At 68.6% G+C, this 17,379-nt stretch carries 20 protein-coding genes and 1 tRNA gene; 11 read left to right on the forward strand and 10 right to left on the reverse strand.

The annotated features are described in order from the left end of the window. Window positions 1-993 carry a three-helix bundle dimerization domain-containing protein gene (locus ACFQU4_RS14315; protein ID WP_377492907.1) on the forward strand — a complete coding sequence of 331 codons (993 nt, stop codon included), beginning with the start codon at window positions 1-3 and terminating at the stop codon, window positions 991-993. On the opposite strand, the gene ACFQU4_RS14320 is transcribed toward ACFQU4_RS14315, so the two are convergent. The 6 genes from ACFQU4_RS14320 to ACFQU4_RS14345 form a co-directional block, all read right to left on the reverse strand. Further along, the gene (locus ACFQU4_RS14320) at window positions 990-1,742 is read right to left on the reverse strand and encodes a winged helix-turn-helix domain-containing protein (protein ID WP_377492909.1); all 753 of its coding nucleotides are present in this window, start codon (window positions 1,740-1,742) and stop codon (window positions 990-992) included. The genes ACFQU4_RS14315 and ACFQU4_RS14320 overlap by 4 nt on opposite strands. 39 nt (window positions 1,743-1,781) lie before the next feature. After that, a complete protein-coding gene (gene pstB / locus ACFQU4_RS14325) occupies window positions 1,782-2,552 on the reverse strand; it encodes a phosphate ABC transporter ATP-binding protein PstB (RefSeq protein ID WP_377493406.1) in 771 nt (256 codons plus the stop codon). A gap of 102 nt (window positions 2,553-2,654) precedes the next feature. Beyond that, a complete protein-coding gene (gene pstA, locus ACFQU4_RS14330; protein ID WP_377492912.1) occupies window positions 2,655-3,554 on the reverse strand; it encodes a phosphate ABC transporter permease PstA in 900 nt (299 codons plus the stop codon). Beyond that, complete coding sequence (gene pstC, locus ACFQU4_RS14335; RefSeq protein WP_377492914.1) at window positions 3,554-4,534, reverse strand: phosphate ABC transporter permease subunit PstC; 981 nt, start codon at window positions 4,532-4,534, stop codon at window positions 3,554-3,556. The genes pstA and pstC overlap by 1 nt, the downstream gene beginning before the upstream one ends. Window positions 4,535-4,541: 7 nt before the next feature. Beyond that, a complete protein-coding gene (locus tag ACFQU4_RS14340) occupies window positions 4,542-5,486 on the reverse strand; it encodes a PstS family phosphate ABC transporter substrate-binding protein (protein WP_377492916.1) in 945 nt (314 codons plus the stop codon). Window positions 5,487-5,712: 226 nt separating this feature from the next. Beyond that, the gene (locus tag ACFQU4_RS14345) at window positions 5,713-6,051 is read right to left on the reverse strand and encodes an ArsR/SmtB family transcription factor (protein WP_377492918.1); all 339 of its coding nucleotides are present in this window, start codon (window positions 6,049-6,051) and stop codon (window positions 5,713-5,715) included. A gap of 80 nt (window positions 6,052-6,131) precedes the next feature. Between ACFQU4_RS14345 and ACFQU4_RS14350 the strand changes: the two genes are divergently transcribed. From ACFQU4_RS14350 to ACFQU4_RS14365, 4 genes are read left to right on the forward strand one after another with little or no spacing between them, the layout of a single operon-like run. Beyond that, window positions 6,132-7,208: a flavin-containing monooxygenase gene (locus ACFQU4_RS14350; RefSeq protein WP_377492920.1), complete on the forward strand. Its 1,077-nt coding sequence runs from the start codon at window positions 6,132-6,134 to the stop codon at window positions 7,206-7,208. Between the two features lie 2 nt (window positions 7,209-7,210). Beyond that, window positions 7,211-8,614, forward strand: coding sequence for an FAD-dependent oxidoreductase (locus ACFQU4_RS14355; RefSeq protein WP_377492922.1), 1,404 nt, complete (start codon window positions 7,211-7,213; stop codon window positions 8,612-8,614). Continuing rightward, window positions 8,601-8,870: a hypothetical protein gene (locus ACFQU4_RS14360; protein WP_377492924.1), complete on the forward strand. Its 270-nt coding sequence runs from the start codon at window positions 8,601-8,603 to the stop codon at window positions 8,868-8,870. The genes ACFQU4_RS14355 and ACFQU4_RS14360 overlap by 14 nt, the downstream gene beginning before the upstream one ends. Further along, window positions 8,867-9,853: an MFS transporter gene (locus ACFQU4_RS14365; protein ID WP_377492926.1), complete on the forward strand. Its 987-nt coding sequence runs from the start codon at window positions 8,867-8,869 to the stop codon at window positions 9,851-9,853. Before ACFQU4_RS14360 ends, ACFQU4_RS14365 begins: the two co-directional genes overlap by 4 nt. Before the next feature lie 42 nt (window positions 9,854-9,895). Here the strand turns inward: ACFQU4_RS14365 and ACFQU4_RS14370 are convergent. Next, a tRNA-Lys gene (locus ACFQU4_RS14370) sits at window positions 9,896-9,968 on the reverse strand. A gap of 473 nt (window positions 9,969-10,441) precedes the next feature. Here ACFQU4_RS14370 and ACFQU4_RS14375 point away from each other — a divergent pair. Next, entirely contained in the window at window positions 10,442-11,503 is a 1,062-nt protein-coding gene (locus ACFQU4_RS14375) for a neutral zinc metallopeptidase (RefSeq protein WP_377492928.1), read from the forward strand. On the opposite strand, the gene ACFQU4_RS14380 is transcribed toward ACFQU4_RS14375, so the two are convergent. Beyond that, window positions 11,500-12,528: a Gfo/Idh/MocA family protein gene (locus ACFQU4_RS14380; protein WP_377492930.1), complete on the reverse strand. Its 1,029-nt coding sequence runs from the start codon at window positions 12,526-12,528 to the stop codon at window positions 11,500-11,502. The genes ACFQU4_RS14375 and ACFQU4_RS14380 overlap by 4 nt on opposite strands. A gap of 100 nt (window positions 12,529-12,628) precedes the next feature. On the opposite strand from ACFQU4_RS14380, the gene ACFQU4_RS14385 reads away from it, so the two are divergent. After that, window positions 12,629-13,600 carry a Gfo/Idh/MocA family protein gene (locus ACFQU4_RS14385; RefSeq protein WP_377492932.1) on the forward strand — a complete coding sequence of 324 codons (972 nt, stop codon included), beginning with the start codon at window positions 12,629-12,631 and terminating at the stop codon, window positions 13,598-13,600. A gap of 21 nt (window positions 13,601-13,621) precedes the next feature. Here ACFQU4_RS14385 and ACFQU4_RS14390 read toward each other — a convergent pair whose 3' ends face one another. Beyond that, the gene (locus ACFQU4_RS14390; protein WP_377492934.1) at window positions 13,622-14,050 is read right to left on the reverse strand and encodes a DUF1992 domain-containing protein; all 429 of its coding nucleotides are present in this window, start codon (window positions 14,048-14,050) and stop codon (window positions 13,622-13,624) included. 48 nt (window positions 14,051-14,098) lie between these two features. On the opposite strand from ACFQU4_RS14390, the gene ACFQU4_RS14395 reads away from it, so the two are divergent. Beyond that, window positions 14,099-14,866, forward strand: a complete 768-nt coding sequence (locus ACFQU4_RS14395; RefSeq protein ID WP_377492936.1) for a class I SAM-dependent methyltransferase — start codon at window positions 14,099-14,101, stop codon at window positions 14,864-14,866. 13 nt (window positions 14,867-14,879) lie between these two features. Here ACFQU4_RS14395 and ACFQU4_RS14400 read toward each other — a convergent pair whose 3' ends face one another. Further along, complete coding sequence (locus ACFQU4_RS14400) at window positions 14,880-15,839, reverse strand: beta-ketoacyl-ACP synthase III (protein ID WP_377492938.1); 960 nt, start codon at window positions 15,837-15,839, stop codon at window positions 14,880-14,882. Window positions 15,840-15,881: 42 nt separating this feature from the next. Here ACFQU4_RS14400 and ACFQU4_RS14405 point away from each other — a divergent pair, with 42 nt between their 5' ends. The 3 genes from ACFQU4_RS14405 to ACFQU4_RS14415 are packed head-to-tail and all read left to right on the forward strand — an operon-like array spanning window position 15,882 to window position 17,315. Beyond that, complete coding sequence (locus ACFQU4_RS14405) at window positions 15,882-16,577, forward strand: hypothetical protein (protein ID WP_377492940.1); 696 nt, start codon at window positions 15,882-15,884, stop codon at window positions 16,575-16,577. A 30-nt stretch (window positions 16,578-16,607) separates the two neighbouring features. Then, the gene (locus tag ACFQU4_RS14410; protein WP_377492942.1) at window positions 16,608-16,994 is read left to right on the forward strand and encodes a YidH family protein; all 387 of its coding nucleotides are present in this window, start codon (window positions 16,608-16,610) and stop codon (window positions 16,992-16,994) included. A 6-nt stretch (window positions 16,995-17,000) separates the two neighbouring features. After that, window positions 17,001-17,315, forward strand: a complete 315-nt coding sequence (locus ACFQU4_RS14415; RefSeq protein WP_377492944.1) for a DUF202 domain-containing protein — start codon at window positions 17,001-17,003, stop codon at window positions 17,313-17,315. Window positions 17,316-17,379: the final 64 nt, after the last annotated feature.

The following is a 17,379-nucleotide window of genomic DNA, read 5'->3' on the forward strand; positions in this document are numbered from 1 at the left end:
GTGTCCGAGCCGCCCAGGTCCTTCGGGACCCCGCTGGATCCGCAGTCGGCGACTGATCGGGCCCGGCAGATCGGGGCCCTGGCCGAACCGGACCGGCTGCGGGTGCTGAGCGCCCTGGCCTCGGTCCCAGGTGCGGTGTCCGATGCGAAACGTCTCGGCCTGTTGGTCGGGCTGGAGGCGTCGGTTGTCGATCGGCATCTTGCGGTGCTCTCCGGCGTCGGACTGGTCGCCGAGACCGATCAGAACGCCGACCTGTTTCGGCCCACGGCCGACAGTTGGGCCCGGTTCGGCCGGTTGCTCGGGACACCCTCTGTGCCTGATCATGCCGAGCCTGACGGCGACGGCGGACCGGCACCGTCCTGGACCGACATGCCGCCGGTCATCCAACGGATCGCGGACCGGCTCGCGTACCGGTTCAGTACGACGTTCTCGAAGGAGACCGTGCAGCGCTACGTTGCCGAGAGCTACCAGTTGCTTCGCGACCGGGCCCGAGTCACTCAGCACCTGCCGTCCCTGACCAGTAGGTTCGCCGGCGACCGCCTCAGCGCCCTCGCCGTCGCGCGGGGGTACGACGGCACCGGCATCCCGGAAGTCCTGTTCATCTGCGTCCAGAACGCCGGCCGGTCGCAGATGGCCGCCGCGCTGCTCCGGCAACTCGCCGGGCCCCGGGTCCACGTGCGCACGGCCGGATCACGGCCGGCCGGAGTGGTCGACGAGACGGTCGTCGCGGCCCTCGACGAGGCCGGCATTCCGATGGCCGCCGAGTTTCCGAAGCCGCTGACCGACGAGGTCGTCCGCGCGGCCGACGTGATTGTCACCATGGGCTGCGGGGACGCGTGCCCGATCTATCCGGGACGTCGGTACATGGACTGGCCGACAGCCGATCCCGTCGGTCGGCCGATCGAGGAGGTCCGGGCGATCCGCGACGAGATCCAGGGGCGGGTCGTCGAGTTGTTGGACGAGCTCGGCTTTCCTGTCGCCCCGAGGGCCTAGTCGGGATTGCGCAGTCGATAGCCGACGCCGCGTACGGTGACCAGCCAACTTGGCCCGACGCCGCCGGCCGCGGCGTCGAGCTTGTGCCGGATCCGGACGGCCAGTCGTTGGGCACGGATGAGGACGTTGTTGCTGGCAGCGACACCACAGGCCGTGAGGAGCTCGGCGAATCCGACGACGCGGGGCGCCTCGGTGATCAGATAGCGCAGAGCTTCGAATTCGCGGGGAGTCAACGCCACCTCGGTCGTCTGCACCCTGGCCTCGTGGGTCGCCGGATCCAGGTGGATCGGGCCATGGCTCACCGGACTCGGCGGTACGTCCTCGGCCCGCAGCCCGACGTTGTGCAGCGCGCCGAGCAGTTGGTCCGGCTCGAACGGGACCATGATCAAACCGCGGGCACCCTTCTCCAGTGCCTCATAGGCGAGGTCGAACGTCGACGGATCTGCGTCGACGCCGATGATCACCGGAATCTCGGTACACGTGCTGACGGCTTCGACGAAGGCCAGCAGGTCGACCTCCGCCAGCTTGGCCGGCACCAGCACGGCCGCAGGTTCGTCCGCGACCAGGCCGAGCAGTGCGGCCGCCGCGCCACGAAACGGCCGCAACTCGAGTCCGTGCTGCAACAGCCGGGCGCCGTCGGCACGGGTGAGCTGCAGGCCCTGGTCGATCACGACGACCCGGATGGCCCGTCGGAAGTGATTGAACTCGAGTAGCGCGCTCCGGTCCCGGGCGGTCGAGTGCCACCGCATGGAACGCCCCTCTCCCCCGAGCGCTTCTCGTTGCACGGCTCAGCCGAAGCGTCCGGAGATGTAGTCCTCGGTGCGCTTGTCGTCCGGGTTCTCGAAGATCTTGGTGGTGCGGTCGAACTCGACCAGAACGCCGGTACGGTCTCCGGTCGTCTCGTCCGCGAGCGCGGTGAAGAACGCCGTCCGGTCCGCGATCCGGGCGGCCTGCTGCATGTTGTGCGTGACGATCACGATCGTGTAGTCGTCCCGCAACTCTGACATCAGGTCTTCGATCTTCGTCGTCGCGATCGGATCGAGCGCCGAGCAGGGTTCGTCCATCAAGATCACGTCGGGCTTGACCGCAATCGTCCGTGCGATGCAGAGGCGTTGCTGCTGACCGCCGGACAGCCCGAACGCGGACTGCTTCAGCTTGTCCTTGACCTCGGTCCAGAGTGCCGCCCTGGTCAACGCCTCCTCGACCAGGTCGTCCATCGACGACACCCGCATCTTGGTCACCCGCGGTCCGTACGCGACGTTGTCGTAGATCGACTTCGGGAACGGGTTCGGCTTCTGGAACACCATGCCGATCCGGCGGCGGACCTCGATCGCGTCGACTCCGCGCGCGTAGATGTCCTCGTCGTGGAAGGTGACCTGGCCCTCCACCCGGGCGCCGTCGACAAGGTCATTCATCCGGTTCAGCGAGCGGAGCAGCGTGGACTTGCCGCAGCCGGACGGGCCGATCAGCGCGGTGATCTCGTTGTGTCCGAAGGCGAGGTCAACACCCGTCACGGCGCGGAAGTCGCCGTAGTAGACGTTGACGTCGTGACAGGCCATCACCGCGTACGGCGAGGGAGAGAGGTCGTCCACGCCGTGATGCAGCTGAGCCTGACCGGCGATCGAGGTGAGTTCGGTGTTCATGATCATGCCTCGTGTCTGCTACCAGCGCTGCTGGTAGCGGTTGCGGATGAAGATGGCCAGCCCATTCATGGCCAGCAGCAGTCCGAGCAGCAGGATGCTCGCGGCCGCCGCCAGCACGTGGAACTCCGCCTGCGGACGACCGGTCCAGTTGAAGATCTGAATCGGCATCGTCGTGTAGCCGCTGAGGAACCCGTTCGGGTCGTACGTCACGTAGACCAGGCCGCCGAGCAGCAGCAGCGGCGCCGCCTCGCCGAGCGCCCGCGACAGGGCGAGGATCGTCCCGGTGGCGATGCCCGGAACGGCGGCCGGCAGCGTCTGGCGCCACACGGTCTGGATCGGCGTCGCGCCCAGGGCGAGCGATCCGTGACGGATCTCCTCCGGCACGGCCCGCAGCGCTTCACGGGTCGAGATGATGATCACCGGCAAGATCAGCATGCCCAGCGCCAGCGCTCCGGCGATGACGATGTTCTTGTTCTGCACTCCGACCAGGGACAGTGCCGACAGCGCCAGCAGGCCGTAGACGATCGACGGCACCGCGGAGAGATTCTGGACGTTGACCTCGATCAGCCGATTGAACCGATTCCGCGGGTCGGCGAACTCTTCAAGATGAATGGCCGCGGCGATCCCGAGCGGGATCGCCAGCAGGGCCGTGGTTCCGATCACCCAGATCGAGCCCAGAATGGCTGCCCGCGCTCCGGCCCGTTCGGGCGACGACGACGAGTACTCGGTCACCAGGCGACCGTCGAGACGGGGCAGGGCTTCCAGGAGCGTCGAGCCGATCAGGACGACAAGGAAGATCATCGCGACAAGCAGGCTGAGCCAGAGCAGCCCGAGGAAGACCAGCGAGCGGAGGCTTTGCTCGCCACCACGCGCCCTGCGCCGGATGCTGGGCTGTGCCGATGCGTAGGCGGTGACCATCAGTACTTCTCCCGGAAGCGTCGGACGATGCGGATGCTGATCACGTTGATCAGCAGGGTGATCAGGAACAGCAGCAGGCCGACCGCGAACAGCGTGTCGTACTCCAGCGACCCGACCCGCGAATCACCCAGCGCGGCGTTGGCGATGAACCCGGTCATGGTCTGGCCCTGCTCCAACGGGCCGGTGACGATTCGGGCCTGGCTCCCCGCGGCGATCGCCACGATCATGGTCTCGCCCACGGCCCGGGAGATGCCGAGGACGATCGCCGCGACGATGCCCGACAGAGCGGCCGGAAAGACCACCCGCAACGTCGTCTGCATCCGATTGGCTCCCAGCGCCGCGGAACCCTGCCGCATCGCGTTCGGCACGGCCGACATGGCGTCCTCGCTGATCGACGCCACGGTCGGAATGATCATCACGCCCATCACCAGACCGGCCGCAAGGACGCTGAAGGCCGCGGTCGGGAGATTCAGGACACCGCGGAAGAGGTCGGCCTGGACGAACTGGAGCGCGAACAGTCCGTACACGACTGTCGGCACGCCGGCCAGGATCTCCAGAATCGGCTTCAGCACCCGGCGAACCCTGCGATGCGCGTACTCGGCGAGAAAGATCGCCGCCCCCAGTCCGAGCGGTACTGCCGTCAGCAGGGCGATGGCCGTCGTCCAGGCCGTGGCTGTGATCAGCGGCAGGACTCCGAACGAGGCGTCGGCGAACCGCGGCGCCCACCGGCTCCCGAACAGGAAATCGACGATCGGCACCTGCTGGAAGAAGCCGACCGACGGCACGACCAGCGCGATGACGATCCCTGCGGTGATCACCACCGACAGACCCGCCGCCGCACGCAGCGCGATCGCGGCCACCCGTTCGCCGTAGCGCGGGCGGGACGGGCCGAGCATGGACCGAGGCCGCCGGCCCCGCGCAAGCGCGGGGTCGGCGGACCCGTCGGTCACGATCCTTGGCCGTTTGATGACCTGACTCATCTCTGCTTCACTTCAAGAGCGATTCGAGCTCGGACTTCGCCGTCTGCTTCTGCTCCGGCGTCAGCCCGATGAAGAGCGCCTCCTCGGCGATCTTGGCCTCGTTCTCGACATAGAAGTCGATGAAGGCCCGCAACTCCGCCTTGTCCTTGTAGTGGGCGTTGTTGACGTAGATGAACAACGACCGGCCGAGCGGCTGGTAGCTGCCGTCCTGGACCGTATCGCTGGTCGGCGCCACGCAACCCTTGCCGCCGTCCACTTCGACGGCCTTGATCGCGCCGGGGTTCTCCTCGACGTAGCTGAGGCCGAAGTAGCCGACCGCACCCTTGTCACCCTGGACGCCCTGAATGGTGACGTTGTCGTCCTCCGAGGGGCTGTAGTCGGTGCGCGTCGCACCCTCCTCGCCGTTGATCGCCTCGGTGAAGTAGTCGAACGTGCCCGAATCCGTACCGGCACCGAACAGCGTGAGCGGCTGATCCGGGAACGACGGATCGATCTGTTTCCAGTTGTTGATCTTGCCCTCGGACTCCGGCGACCACATGGTCTGCAGTTGCTTCACGGTCAGACACTTGGCCCAGTCGTTCTCCGGATTCACTACGACGGAAAGGCCGTCGTTGGCGATGACGATCTCGGTGAACTCGATCCCGGCCTGCTTACAGGCCGCCACCTCTTCATCCTTGATCGCGCGCGAGGCATCCGAGATGTCGGTCTCTCCGGCACAGAACTTCTTGAACCCGCCACCGGTACCGGACGTCGCGACGGTGACGTTCACCCCGGGCTGTTCGGCCCGGAACAGATCGGCGGCCGCCTCGCTGAGCGGAGCGACTGTCGAGGACCCGTCGATGGCGACGGTCCCGCTTACTCCTCCCTCTCCGCCCGGGTTACCGGTGGTGTTGCTCTGCCCGCCACATCCGGACAGCACGATCGATGACGCGGCGAGCGCTGCTCCAGCCACGGCCAACCAGCGTTGACGAAGTTGCACCCCAACGTTCCTTTCCGATGTCTCCCTGCCCCCTCAGGCAGTGGCCGAAGAGATCACGCTCAGCAACCTCTTCGAAGGTATAGAAGACGATCTATGTGAACAAGGGGTAAACGACTGAGATGGGCTCAGAATCTATAGGCGAACACCTATGGATGAGACCAGGGCCGTCGATCGACCAAGGTCGCGCAGCCGAAACGACTCAGCAGCAGATGCTGAGATAGCGCTGGAGATCGCCGAGCGCCGCCTGAGTGCCGGTTCGGTCGGCCCGGTACAGCACGACCTTGCCATCCCTCCGGGACGTCACCACTCGCCCTCGCCGCAGGATCGCGAGCTGGCTGGAGGCGGTCGACTGGCCGATACCGGCACGCTCGGCCACCTCATTGACTGACAGCTCCGCACCGCGAGCGAAGAGGAGCATGATCTGCTGCCTGGTCGGACTGGCCAAGGCACGGAGGAACTCATGGGTGGCCGGGTCGAGTTCACTCAGATCCGCGACACTGCCCGGGATCGCGGCCGCGAGGTCCAGTGCGCCAGCCATCTCCCACCTCCGTTCCTCAGATCCCAGGATAGCTCACATCTTCATATTGACATATCTCGATCTTGCGATATGTTCGTCTCGTGACTCGCAGAATCATGATCATCGGCGGCGGGCAGTCCGGCCTGGCCGCGGCCCGGACTGCCCGAGACGCAGGCTGGGACCCGGTCGTGCTCGAGGCCGGAACCCGGCCGGTCGGATCGTGGCCGGACTACTACGACAGCCTGACGCTGTTCTCCCCTGCGGCCTACAGCGGATTCCCCGGCTACAACTTCCCCGGCCACCCTGACCGGTACCCGGCACGGGACGAGGTGGCGGCGTTTCTGAACGGCTACGCCGCCTGGCTCGGGGTCGACATCCAGACCGAGACGCGGGTGATCGACGTGTCCCCGACCGGTCCCGGATTCGCCGTTCACACCGACGACGGCCGTGTGCTGAGCGGCGACGCGGTGGTGGCCGCATCAGGTTCCTTCGGACATCCGGTCCGGCCACGGTTCCCCGGGCGGGACAAGTTCACCGGCGAAGTCCTCACGGTTGCCGAGTACCGGTCGCCCGAACGTTTCGCCGACCAGCGGGTGGTCGTCGTGGGCGCCGGGAACTCGGCCATCCAGGTCGGCTACGAACTCGCCGGAGTGGCCCGCGTCTCGCTGGCCGTACGGTCACCGGTACAACTGGTGCCCCAGGTCCGCGCCGGCCGAGACATGCACTACTGGTTCAAGACACTTCGGCTCGACCTGCTGCCGCCGGCAGCCCTCGCCAGACTGTTCAAAGGAACCCTCGTGTTCGACACCGGGACCTACCGGGCGGCCCTCGACTCGGGACGATTCGACCAACGACCGGTCTTCACCGAGTTCACCGAAACCGGCGTCCGCTGGGCCGACGGCACGACCGAGCCAGTTGACACGGTCATCTTCGCCACCGGATACCGGCCCTCGCTGCCGTACCTGGCCGAGCTCGGCGCGCTCGATCCGACGGGACTGCCGCTCCATCGGCGCGGGCTGTCCCTGACCCACCCGCGGCTCGCGTACCTCGGGCTGGAGTTCCAGCGTTCGTTCTCCTCGAACACGCTGCGCGGCGTCCACCGCGACGCCGGTTACGTCATCAACGTCCTGTCCAGCAGAGTCGCCACCACCGCGCTCACCGACACCACAAGGAAATGATCATGACCAAGACACCGGAGACGCACCCTGTCGTCGTCATCGGAGCGGGCCCGGTCGGGCTCGCCGCTGCCGCCCACCTGGTCGAGCGGGGCCTCGACCCGATCGTCCTCGAACAGGGCGAACAGGTCGGCGCCGCCATCCGCGACTGGGGCCAGGTCCGACTCTTCTCGCCCTGGCAGTACGACATCGACGCCGCCGCCCGACGGCTGCTGCAGCGCGCCGGCTGGACCGAGCCGGATCCCGACGGACTCCCGACCGGCGCCGATCTTCTTGATCAATATCTCGTCCCGCTTGCGGCGACACCGGAACTGGCTTCGCGGATCCGTACCTCGACCCGGGTCATCGGTGTGTCCCGGCGCGGCATCGACAAGACGCGCACTATCGACCGCGAAGATCAGCCCCTGCTGGTCCGCACCGTCCGCGACGGACAGGTCGAGGACATCGAGGCCAAGGCGGTCATCGACGCCTCCGGCACCTGGGGACATCCCAACCCGCTGGGCAGTTCCGGGCTGGCCGCACCCGGCGAGCACGAAGCCGCCGGTCACCTCGCCGGACCGCTCCCCGACGTCCTCGGCGCAAGCCGTACGCGATTCGCCGGACGTCACACCGTCGTCGTCGGCATGGGCCACTCGGCCGCGAACACCCTGCTCGCCCTCGCCGAACTCGCCGACGCCGAACCCGGCACCAAGATCACCTGGCTGATCCGTCGCGGCACCCCCGCCCGCCTGTACGGCGGCGGGGACGCGGACGGGCTGCCCGCCCGCGGCCGGCTCGGCACCAGCCTCAAGGCCGCCGTCGAGTCCGGCAAGATCACGCTGGTCCGCAACGCCACGATCACCCGGCTCACGGCCACCGACGATGGGCCCGTGAGCGTCGAGGCGGACACCCGTGACGGTGCCCAGACCTGGCAGGCCGACGCCATCGTGAACGCGACCGGCTTCCGGCCCGACCTGGACCTCCTCCGCGAACTGCGCCTCGAGCTCGACGCAGGAACCGAAGCCCCCGTTCGGCTGGCGCCCATGATCGATCCGAACTTCCACAGCTGCGGGTCGGTCCCGCCGCACGGCGAGTCCGTGCTGTCCCATCCCGAGCAGGGGTTCTACCTCGCGGGAGCCAAGAGCTACGGCAGGGCGCCGACCTTCCTGCTGGCCACCGGCTACGAACAGGTCCGCTCCATCGCCGCCGCCCTCGCCGACGACCGCGCCGCCGCCGACCTGGTCCAGCTCAACCTGCCCGAGACGGGCGTCTGCAGCTCCAACCCGCCAACCGAGGAGGAACTCGCCTCGGGCACCGCGACCGACAGCGCCTGCTGCGGCTCCAGCCCCGAGCCGCAGTTGATCACCGTCGGCTTCCGTACCGGACAGGAACACGGACTCGCCGGGGAACGGGAACGTGCCGACGCCTGAATCGGCAACCCTCACCGCCGCCGGGGCCGACACCGAACGGCCCCGGCTCGGATCCGTCCTCGCGGCGCTGTGCGTCACGGAGATCATCAGCTGGGGCGTGCTCTACTACGCCTTCCCCGTCCTCGCTCCGGCGATCACCGCCGACACCGGCTGGCCGACGACCATGACGACCGCCGCGTTCTCCGCGGCCCTCGTCCTCGCAGCCGTGGCCGGCATCCCGATCGGCCGGATCCTCGACCGGCACGAACCCGGATGATCATGACCGTCGGATCGATCATGGCCACCGGAGCAGTCCTCATGATCGCCTGGTCACCACATCCGGTGATCTTCGCGGCGGGCTGGCTGCTCGCCGGCCTCGCCATGTCCGGAGTCCTCTACCAGCCGGCCTTCGCCGCACTCACCCGCTGGTACGGGCCCCGGCGGCTCACCGCGCTGACCGCCGTCACCCTCGTCGCCGGCCTTGCCAGCACCGTGTTCGCCCCACTCACCAACGCGCTCGGCACCCGGCTGGACTGGCGGACCGTCTACGTCGTCCTGGGCGCACTCCTGGCCGTGACCACCATTCCCCTCCACGCGGTCGCACTGCGACGGCCCTGGCCCGCCGAGCCCCATCCCACCCTGCCGACGGCAGGCGCGGACGACGGCGACTACGCCACCAAGATCATCCGCAGCCGCAGCTTCGTCAGCCTCGCGATCGGGCTCACGGCCGCGTCACTCGCCATGTATGCCGTCGTGATCAATCTCATTCCACTCCTCACCGAACGCGGACTCACCCCGAGCCTGGCCGCCTGGGCCCTCGGCCTAGGCGGCGTCGGACAAGTCACCGGCCGACTGCTCTACGCCCCTCTCGCGGCCCGTCTCAACCTCAGGACCCGAACCATGATCGTCTTCGGGTTCGCCGCGGCCGCAACGGCTGCCTTCGCAATCGTCCCGGGACCGGCTGGACTCCTCATCGCCATCTCGATCGCCGCCGGGCTCGCTCGCGGAATCGCCACCCTCCTCCAGGCCACCGCCGTCCCCGACCGTTGGGGCAGCCGCAGCTACGGCAGGATCTCCGGCCTCCTCGCCGCCCCGATCACCATCACCAGCGCCCTCGCGCCCTGGATCGGCGCCGGCATCGCCGCCTTCACCGGCTACCAGACGATGTTCCTCTGCCTCGCCGTCATCGGCGCCGCGGCCGCTATCGTACTCACGGCGAGCACCGTCCCGACCGCCCGTCTACCCAAGATCATTGACTGACGTTGGCAATGGGCGGTCTGCAGCGAGGACGGCACCTGAGAGTGGGCCCCGTGGGACTCGAACCCACAACCCGCGGATTAAAAGTCCGCTGCTCTGCCAATTGAGCTAGAGGCCCGGTGCGCGTACGTACTGTACCTGGCACCCGCCCCCGAGACCCAACGGATTGGGGTGGACGTCGAGGGCGCGCCGACGCGTCAGAGCCGCGTCAGTGAGAGGGACCAGAGTGGGTCCGGTCGCAGGCCCCGGTCGCCGTTACGATCTTGGACCGCGCGCAGAGAGTGAGGAAGGAGACCCATGGCCTGGCCCAACCAACCCGGACCGCCCCCGCCGCCACAGCAGTGGGGACATCAGCAACCGTGGAGTTGGGATCGGCCGACCATGCCTCGTCCGGCTCGTCAGGCACCACCTCGGCACTACCCGCCGCCGGCCAATCCCCCGTACCCGCCGGCCGCACCGGCCGGACCCCCGCGCCGTCGGCCGACGAACACCGGGCCGGCGCACTACCCACCACCCCAGCCCGGACCACCGCAGCACCATCCGGCCCCGCCGCCCCCGCCTCCCCGCCGCGGCGGTGGGATCGCGGTGTTCGTGATCATCGGCGTTGTACTGGTTCTGGGACTCATCGGTGGGATCGCCGGGGTCAACTGGTACTTCGACCGGAGGGACGAGACGTCCGATTCGCCCGGCACGGCCTGGACGCCGCGGTCCACGGACCGGCCGCCGACGACCAAGGTGCCGGAGCCGTCCGAGCCCGAGCCGTCCGAGCCCGAGACGACGGAGCCGGCCCGCCCGACGAAGGAGCCGACCAGGACGCCGCCGCGGACCACCAGCCCTCCGACGAAGGCGCCGACGACCCGGCCGCCCACGAAGAAGCCGCCGGCCAAGAAGCCCGTACCGGCGCACCTCCGGCCGCAGCGCGGCTACGAGACGGTCCCGCTGCCCAGCTACGGGGACGATCTCGAGGAGGCGTCGGAGATCGCCCGGGACAACAGCGTGTACGGTCAGAAGGTCGCCAAGACCAAATGCTCGAACCTGCCGAACCTCTACAACCGCCCGTTCCCGGCGCTGTCAGAGAAGAAGATGCGCAAGGGGCTGCAGACGATGGCCGACTGCGTCGCCGCGATGTGGCAGAAGCCGATGGCCAAGGCCGGGTACCAGGCGACCAAGATCAAGATCCGGACCTTCCTCGAACCGGTTCGATCACCCTGCGGCAACAGCAACGCGGGCGCCTACTACTGCTCCGCGAACCAACAGATCTACATGGGGCGTGGCATGGGTCTCGGCCGGCGCGGCTACGGATACACCTGGGCGCAATACTTCGACACCATGGGTCACGAGTACGGACACCATCTCCAGGCCCGGACCGGCATCCTGCTGGCGGCCCATTGGCACCGGTCGAACTCTTCTGAGAAGGACTCGCTGGTGATCAGCCGGAGGATCGAACTCCAGGCCACCTGCTTCGGCGGCATGGCCATGAAGCAGACCGGCGAGCTGGAGGGCTCCCATTTTCGGAGGGTGGTCAGCTTGTACCTCGGCGACGAGGTGCACGGCACCAAGGAGCACATCCAGGGCTGGGCGATCCAGGGCTACCGGAACCGCGAGATCTACCAGTGCAACACGTTCCGCGCCCCGACGAAGGACGTCCGCTAGACGGGTTCGGGCTGGCCCGATTCGATGGACCGGTGTACGGCCTCGAGCAGGGCGATCACGTCGCGGGACGACTGCGGGTCGACCAGCGGCGGACGACCCTCGAGGATGCAGTCGATCATGTGCTGCTGGGCCGCCGTCACCGCGCCGCCCCGCCGTCCGTGCAGGTCGGCGCCGATCGACAGCCGCGGATACTCGTGGCTGTCCTCGGTGGTCAGCTGAAGTTGATCATCGACCCGGGGCAGCTGGATCACGCCGTGCTCGCCGACCACCTCGATGAACGAGTCGGTCATGGTCGGGAAGGTGTCCGGATAGATCCAGCACGACTCGAAGGTGGCCACCGCGCCGCCCTCGTAGGTGACCTGGGCCTGGATCGCGTCGGGCGTGTCGATGCCGCGCTCGCGGAGCACGCCGGAGACGGCGCTGGCGTACACCCGAACCGGCCGGGCGCCGAGGAACCAGCCGACCAGATCCATGTCGTGGCTGGACAGGAACCAGGCGCAGGTGGTCCGTTCCGACCAGGACAGCATGGTCGTCGGCACATGGATCCGATCGTTCTTCCGTGCGTACGCCAGCCGCGGCCGACCGATCCGGCCGGCCGCGATCTCGGCGCGCGCCTGGGCGTATGCCGGGATCCAGCGGTGGTTGAACGACACCATCAGCGTCGCCGCGGACTCCCGCTCCACGGCCAGGATCCGGTCCGCTTCGGCGAGCGAGGTGGTGAGTGGCTTCTCCACCAGGACGTGCTTGCCGGCGTTCAACGCGGCCAGGCAGATCTCCGCGTGCAGGTGGTCCGGCGTCGCGACGATCACCAGGTCGACCGCCGGGTCGGCCAGCAGGTCGGTGTAGTCGTCGGTCACCGTTTCGATCCGGTACGTCTCCGCCAGCTGGACCGCCGTCTCGCGCGGCAGCCCGGCCACCGAGCGCAGCCGTACCCGCGGATCTCCGACCGCCGAGGCCGCATGGCTGCGGCCCATGATCCCCGCCCCGATGATGCCGACGCCGACGGTTCCCGTTTCTCTGTTCAAGATCAACTTCCTGCCGTGCGCCGCCCGAACTGCGGCAACCGATTGCTTCGAGGGTACGGATCGGCGATGATCAAGGTCAAGCTCGGAACGGGGTGCCCGGATGAAGATCGCCGTCGTCGGACTCGGCGTGATGGGCCGCCTGCATGCCCAGGTGTTGCTGGCCGAACCGGCGGTGGAGTCGGTGATCGGGGTCGAGACCGATCCGGGCCGCGCCGCGGTGATCACCGCCGAGCTTGGCCTCGAGGTCCGGGAGACTCTGGACGAGGTACTGCCGGAGGTCGACGCGGTCTCGGTCACCCTTCCCGATGATCTTCATGTCGAAGCCGCGACGCTCGCCCTGACGGCCGGAAAGTATGTCCTGGTGGAGAAACCGCTGGCCACCACGGCCGTCGGCTGCGAGGCGATCCTGGCGGCCCAGCCTTTGCCGGGCCGGCTGATGGTCGGCCACCTGCTGCGCTTCGACGAGCGGCTTCGCGAGCTCAAGCGCCGGATCGACGCGGGAGAGTTGGGCCGGCTCCGCTACCTCCGGATCCACCGGGTGAACACCCGCAGCACGGCCGACCGGATCGCCGCCCGGGCCTCGGTGACCGCCTTCCTCGGGGTGCATGATCTCGACCTGCTGCTCTGGCTCACCGGGCAGGAGCTCCAGTCCGCGTCGGCGGCGGGGCGGCGGGTGTTCGGCAGCTATTCGGACGTCACCGTGGCGACCCTCGATCTCGCGGACGGAACGCTGGCCCTGCTGGAGAACCACTGGCTGCTGCATCCTGCGTCGGCGCGGAGCTGCCTGGCCGGCGTCCAGGTGTTCGGCGACGAAGGCTCGGCCCTGATCGACCTGTCCACGGACGAGCTGGAGTTGATCACCGAGACGGAGGGCCGTTCGGTACGGGTCGACACCAGGAACTGGACCCACGACCCGCAGATCTCCGGCGGCTCGCTGCGCCGCGAGCTGGCGTCGTTCGTCAACGCCGTGGTGACCGGGAGCCCGGTCGAGGTCAGCGGCGAGGACGGGCTGCGCGCGGTTCGCGCGGTCGAACTGGTCGAGGCGGCCGCGACCCGGCCGGCCGAGGACTGAGCGTAGACGCCGGGGCGAGAGTCAGGGCCGGACGGGACGGCCCTCGGCCTTCCGCCGGGTCCGCCACGCCTGCACGATCGGATCGACTTCGAGGGTCGCGATCGTGATCTTGAGCCCGTCGGTACGGCGGCGCCGCGCATCGACGATCCTGGCGTTCAGGTCGGTCACGATCTCGCGGACCACCTTCTCCGAGCGCTCTCCCGCGACGGTGTCGGAGAGCTTCTCGATCTCCTTGCGCAGGGCCAGCGTCTCCGGCAGCGGCATGTCCAGCTTCTCCCGCTTCAGATAGCCCTTCAGCCACCAGTCGGGATCCTGCCGGCGCCCGAGTCCCTCGATCGGCTTGCCGGCACCGGGCAGATCGTCGAAGTCCCCGCGCTCCTGTGCCTCACGGATCTGTGCGTCGATCCAGGATTCGCCCATCATGATCACCTCCGCCAGGGATCGGCCCATTCTAGCCAGCGCAGGAAAAATGGTTGACGGGTGGGTCAGGATGGCTGCATGACCACCCGCGCCCTGACCTTCGGTGCCGACGCGCCCGGCTACGAGCGGCATCGCCCCGGCTATCCCGATTCCCTGGTCGCCAAGATCATCGACTACGCGGAGCTGCCGATCCGGACCGCCCTCGAGGTGGGCGCAGGGACCGGGAAGGCGACCCGGGTGGTGGCGGCGCACAAGATCAGCGTGATCGCCAGCGAGCCGGACCCGCGAATGCTCGACGTACTCCGCGAGCAGACCGCCGGCCTACCGGTACGGACCGTGGTCGGAACGTTCGAGCAGCTGTCCCTGGACGACCTGGCCGGCCGGGTCGAACTGGTCTACGCGGCCGCCGCCTGGCACTGGACCGACCCCGCCACCCGGTGGGACCGACTGGCCACCATCCTGCCGGCCGGCGGCACGGCCGCCTTTTTCGGCGGCGAACTCGAGCTCGCCGATCCGGACGTCCGGGCCCGGTTCCAGCAGGCGATCGGCGACGACGCCGACCCGCACGCCGGTCCCCAGCTGAATCCGGTGGACCGGGTCGGCTGGGCCTGGCCGGCGAACGAGATCGCGGAGGATCCCCGGTTCGGGGCGATCGAGGAACACACCATCCCGCGCCGGCTCCAGTTCAGCCGGGACGACTTCATCGGCCACATCGGGACCCAGTCCCGCTTCCTGATCATCGAACCCGAGCAGCGGAAGTTGATCTTCGACCGGGTCCGGTCGGTGATGCCGGACACGATCGAGTTCGTCAGCGACCTGGTGCTCCACCTGGCCCGCCGGGTCTAGATCCCGGGCCGGCTCACTTCTCCGGAGTACGGATCACCATGCCTGCGTAGGCGAACCCGCCGCCGAAGCCGAACAACAGGGTCGGGGTGTCGGCCGGCAGTTCGTCGGCCCGGTACAGCTTGGAGAACGCCAGCGGGATGCTCGCGGCGGACGTGTTGCCGGAGGCGCTGATGTCGGTCGCAACGATCGCGTCGGTCAGGCCGAGCTGGCGGGCCAGCGGCTCGATGATCCGCAGATTGGCCTGGTGGCTGACGAAGACGCCGATCTCGGACACCTCGTAGCCGGCCCGCCGGACGCTCTTCCGGGCCAGCCCCTCGGCCGCCGAGATGCCCCACTTGAAGACCGATTTCCCTTCCTGGGCGAACTTTCCGGTCGGCGGCTCGATCCGTACCGCATCGGCGAGTTCGGGCACCGAACCCCAGGTGACGTCGCTGACCGTCGGCCGGTCGGTGCGCTGCAAGATCATCGCGCCGGCGGCGTCGGCGACCAGGACGCAGGTGGTCCGGTCGGTCCAGTCGGTGAACTCCGACAGCTTCTCCGCCCCGATCACCAGGGCCGTCGTCGCCGAGCCGGCCCGGATCGCCTGGTCGGCGACGGCCAGCGCGTGGACGTACCCGGAGCAGGCCACGTTGATGTCCATGATCGCCGGCCCGTTCAGACCGAGCCGCTGGGCCACCCGGCCGGCCGTGTTCGGCGAGCGCTGATCGGAGGTGCAGGAGGCGACGATCACCAGATCGATCTCGTCGGCCGTGATCTCGCCGGAGTCGAGGGCGTCCCGGCCGGCGGCCTCGGCCAGATCGACCACGGTCTCGTCGTCGCGAGCGATCCGTCGGGTGGAGATGCCGGTGCGCAGCTTGATCCATTCGTCCGAGGTCTCGACGATCGTCGCCATCTCGTCGTTGGTCAGCACCCGCTCCGGCTGGTAGTGCCCCGTCGCCACGAGCCTCGAACCGATGCGCACCGTCTCACTCATGATCAGACTGTAATCGAGCCGACCCGTGGCAGGCTGACGGGCATGGATTCCTGGATCCTCGGGCTGGTCGTGGTCGCGGTGATCGGCGTCGCCGTGATCGTCTACGGCGCAGTCTCCGACCGCCGCCGTCGCCGGCACGCCCTCGATCAGCTGGCGTCGCCGCCGAAGCGGGACATCCCGCGGTTCTCCCCGGACGCGGCGTCGCCGCACTACCTGAACGACCTGGAGGCGCACCGCCCGCCGGAGCACGCCCCGAGCACCGAGCTGTCAGCGAACGAGCGCACCGAACTCGCCGCGTTGATCAAGGATCCGGCGACGGTCACGCTGCCGGTCCGGCGGGCGTCGGACCACTTCGTCACGGACCAGGAGAGCGACTGGAGCGTGCTGGACGCGCCACGGGTGCTGCTCTGCGCCGACCCCATTCATTCGGTACGGGAGCTGCTCGGAGTCCTGGAACGGACGATCGCCGCCCGCGGCTCGTTGGTGATCATGGCACCCGAGTTCGCCGCTGACGTACGGAAGACGCTGGAGGTGAACCGGATTCGCCGGATGCTCGGCGTCCTGGCCGTGATCGGGGACGCGGAGGCGTTGGCGGCCGCCGCCGAGGCCACCGGCGCGACCGTGACGCCGGCGGGAGATCTGCGGGCCGGTTACCTCCCGGACGACGCGCTCGGCCGCTGCGCGCGCTGGGTCGCCGAGGCCAAGGTGAGCCACGTCGTCGTCGCAGCCGAGAAGTAGCGCCGGAGCGCCCACCACTAGGATCACAGCGTGACCGAACCGCCGTCCGGAGAGCCGGACCGCCGTTGGCCGCGCCACGTCTACGGTGTCGGCACGGAGCCCGATCCTCGGTTCACGCTGGCCAACGAGCGGACCTTTCTGGCCTGGATCCGTACCGCACTGGGGTTTCTGGCCGGCGGCGTCGGCGTCATGGCGATCGCCGGGATCGGCGGCCCGGTCCACCTTGAGGTACGGGTGGCAGCGATCGCGCTGATCGCCTGCGGCCTGGCCTGCGGCGTCGGCGGGCTGACCCGGTGGATCCGTAACGAACGGGCCCTCCGCCTGAAACTGCCGCTGCCGTCGTCGCCGTTGCTCACCCTGATCGCCGTCGGCATCGCCGTGGTCGCGGTCGTCGCGGTCGTCGTCGTGCTCCAGTAGCCGATCATGCCGACGGACCCTGGGCTGCAGAACGAACGGACCTCACTGGCCTGGCAGCGCACGACGTTGTCCGGCCTGGCCTGCGCCTTGATCATCGCCCGGCTGGTGTTCGGCGAGTCGCCGGCGTTGGCGATCATGGTCGCCGCGGTGGCGATCATCGTCGCAGGCGGGCTGGGCTGGCTGTCCGGCCTCCGCTACAAGATCAACAACGCCACCTGGCACACGAACCGGCTGGCCACCGACGGCCGTACGGTAGCCGGGCTGACCCTGCTGGTCATGATCATCGCGCTGGGTGCGACGAGCTACATCCTGCTCGGCTAGTGTCGCGGATCGACCAGGCGAACAGTCGGCCAAGACTTTGCACAGGTCTTCCACATCAGGTAAG

This window comes from Microlunatus sp. GCM10028923 (genome assembly GCF_042666975.1).
Classification (GTDB): Bacteria; Actinomycetota; Actinomycetes; order Propionibacteriales; family Propionibacteriaceae; genus Microlunatus.

Excerpts from the sequence above, each read along its gene's own strand:
- ACFQU4_RS14320 (WP_377492909.1), bottom strand. The coding sequence starts at position 1,742 with ATGCGGTGGCACTCGACCGCCCGGGACCGGAGCGCGCTACTCGAGTTC.
- pstB (WP_377493406.1), bottom strand. The coding sequence starts at position 2,552 with ATGGCCTGTCACGACGTCAACGTCTACTACGGCGACTTCCGCGCCGTG.
- pstA (WP_377492912.1), bottom strand. The coding sequence starts at position 3,554 with ATGGTCACCGCCTACGCATCGGCACAGCCCAGCATCCGGCGCAGGGCG.
- pstC (WP_377492914.1), bottom strand. The coding sequence starts at position 4,534 with ATGAGTCAGGTCATCAAACGGCCAAGGATCGTGACCGACGGGTCCGCC.
- ACFQU4_RS14345 (WP_377492918.1), bottom strand. The coding sequence starts at position 6,051 with ATGGCTGGCGCACTGGACCTCGCGGCCGCGATCCCGGGCAGTGTCGCG.
- ACFQU4_RS14355 (WP_377492922.1), top strand. The coding sequence starts at position 7,211 with ATGACCAAGACACCGGAGACGCACCCTGTCGTCGTCATCGGAGCGGGC.
- ACFQU4_RS14365 (WP_377492926.1), top strand. The coding sequence starts at position 8,867 with ATGATCATGACCGTCGGATCGATCATGGCCACCGGAGCAGTCCTCATG.
- ACFQU4_RS14385 (WP_377492932.1), top strand. The coding sequence starts at position 12,629 with ATGAAGATCGCCGTCGTCGGACTCGGCGTGATGGGCCGCCTGCATGCC.
- ACFQU4_RS14390 (WP_377492934.1), bottom strand. The coding sequence starts at position 14,050 with ATGGGCCGATCCCTGGCGGAGGTGATCATGATGGGCGAATCCTGGATC.
- ACFQU4_RS14395 (WP_377492936.1), top strand. The coding sequence starts at position 14,099 with ATGACCACCCGCGCCCTGACCTTCGGTGCCGACGCGCCCGGCTACGAG.
- ACFQU4_RS14400 (WP_377492938.1), bottom strand. The coding sequence starts at position 15,839 with ATGAGTGAGACGGTGCGCATCGGTTCGAGGCTCGTGGCGACGGGGCAC.
- ACFQU4_RS14405 (WP_377492940.1), top strand. The coding sequence starts at position 15,882 with ATGGATTCCTGGATCCTCGGGCTGGTCGTGGTCGCGGTGATCGGCGTC.
- ACFQU4_RS14415 (WP_377492944.1), top strand. The coding sequence starts at position 17,001 with ATGCCGACGGACCCTGGGCTGCAGAACGAACGGACCTCACTGGCCTGG.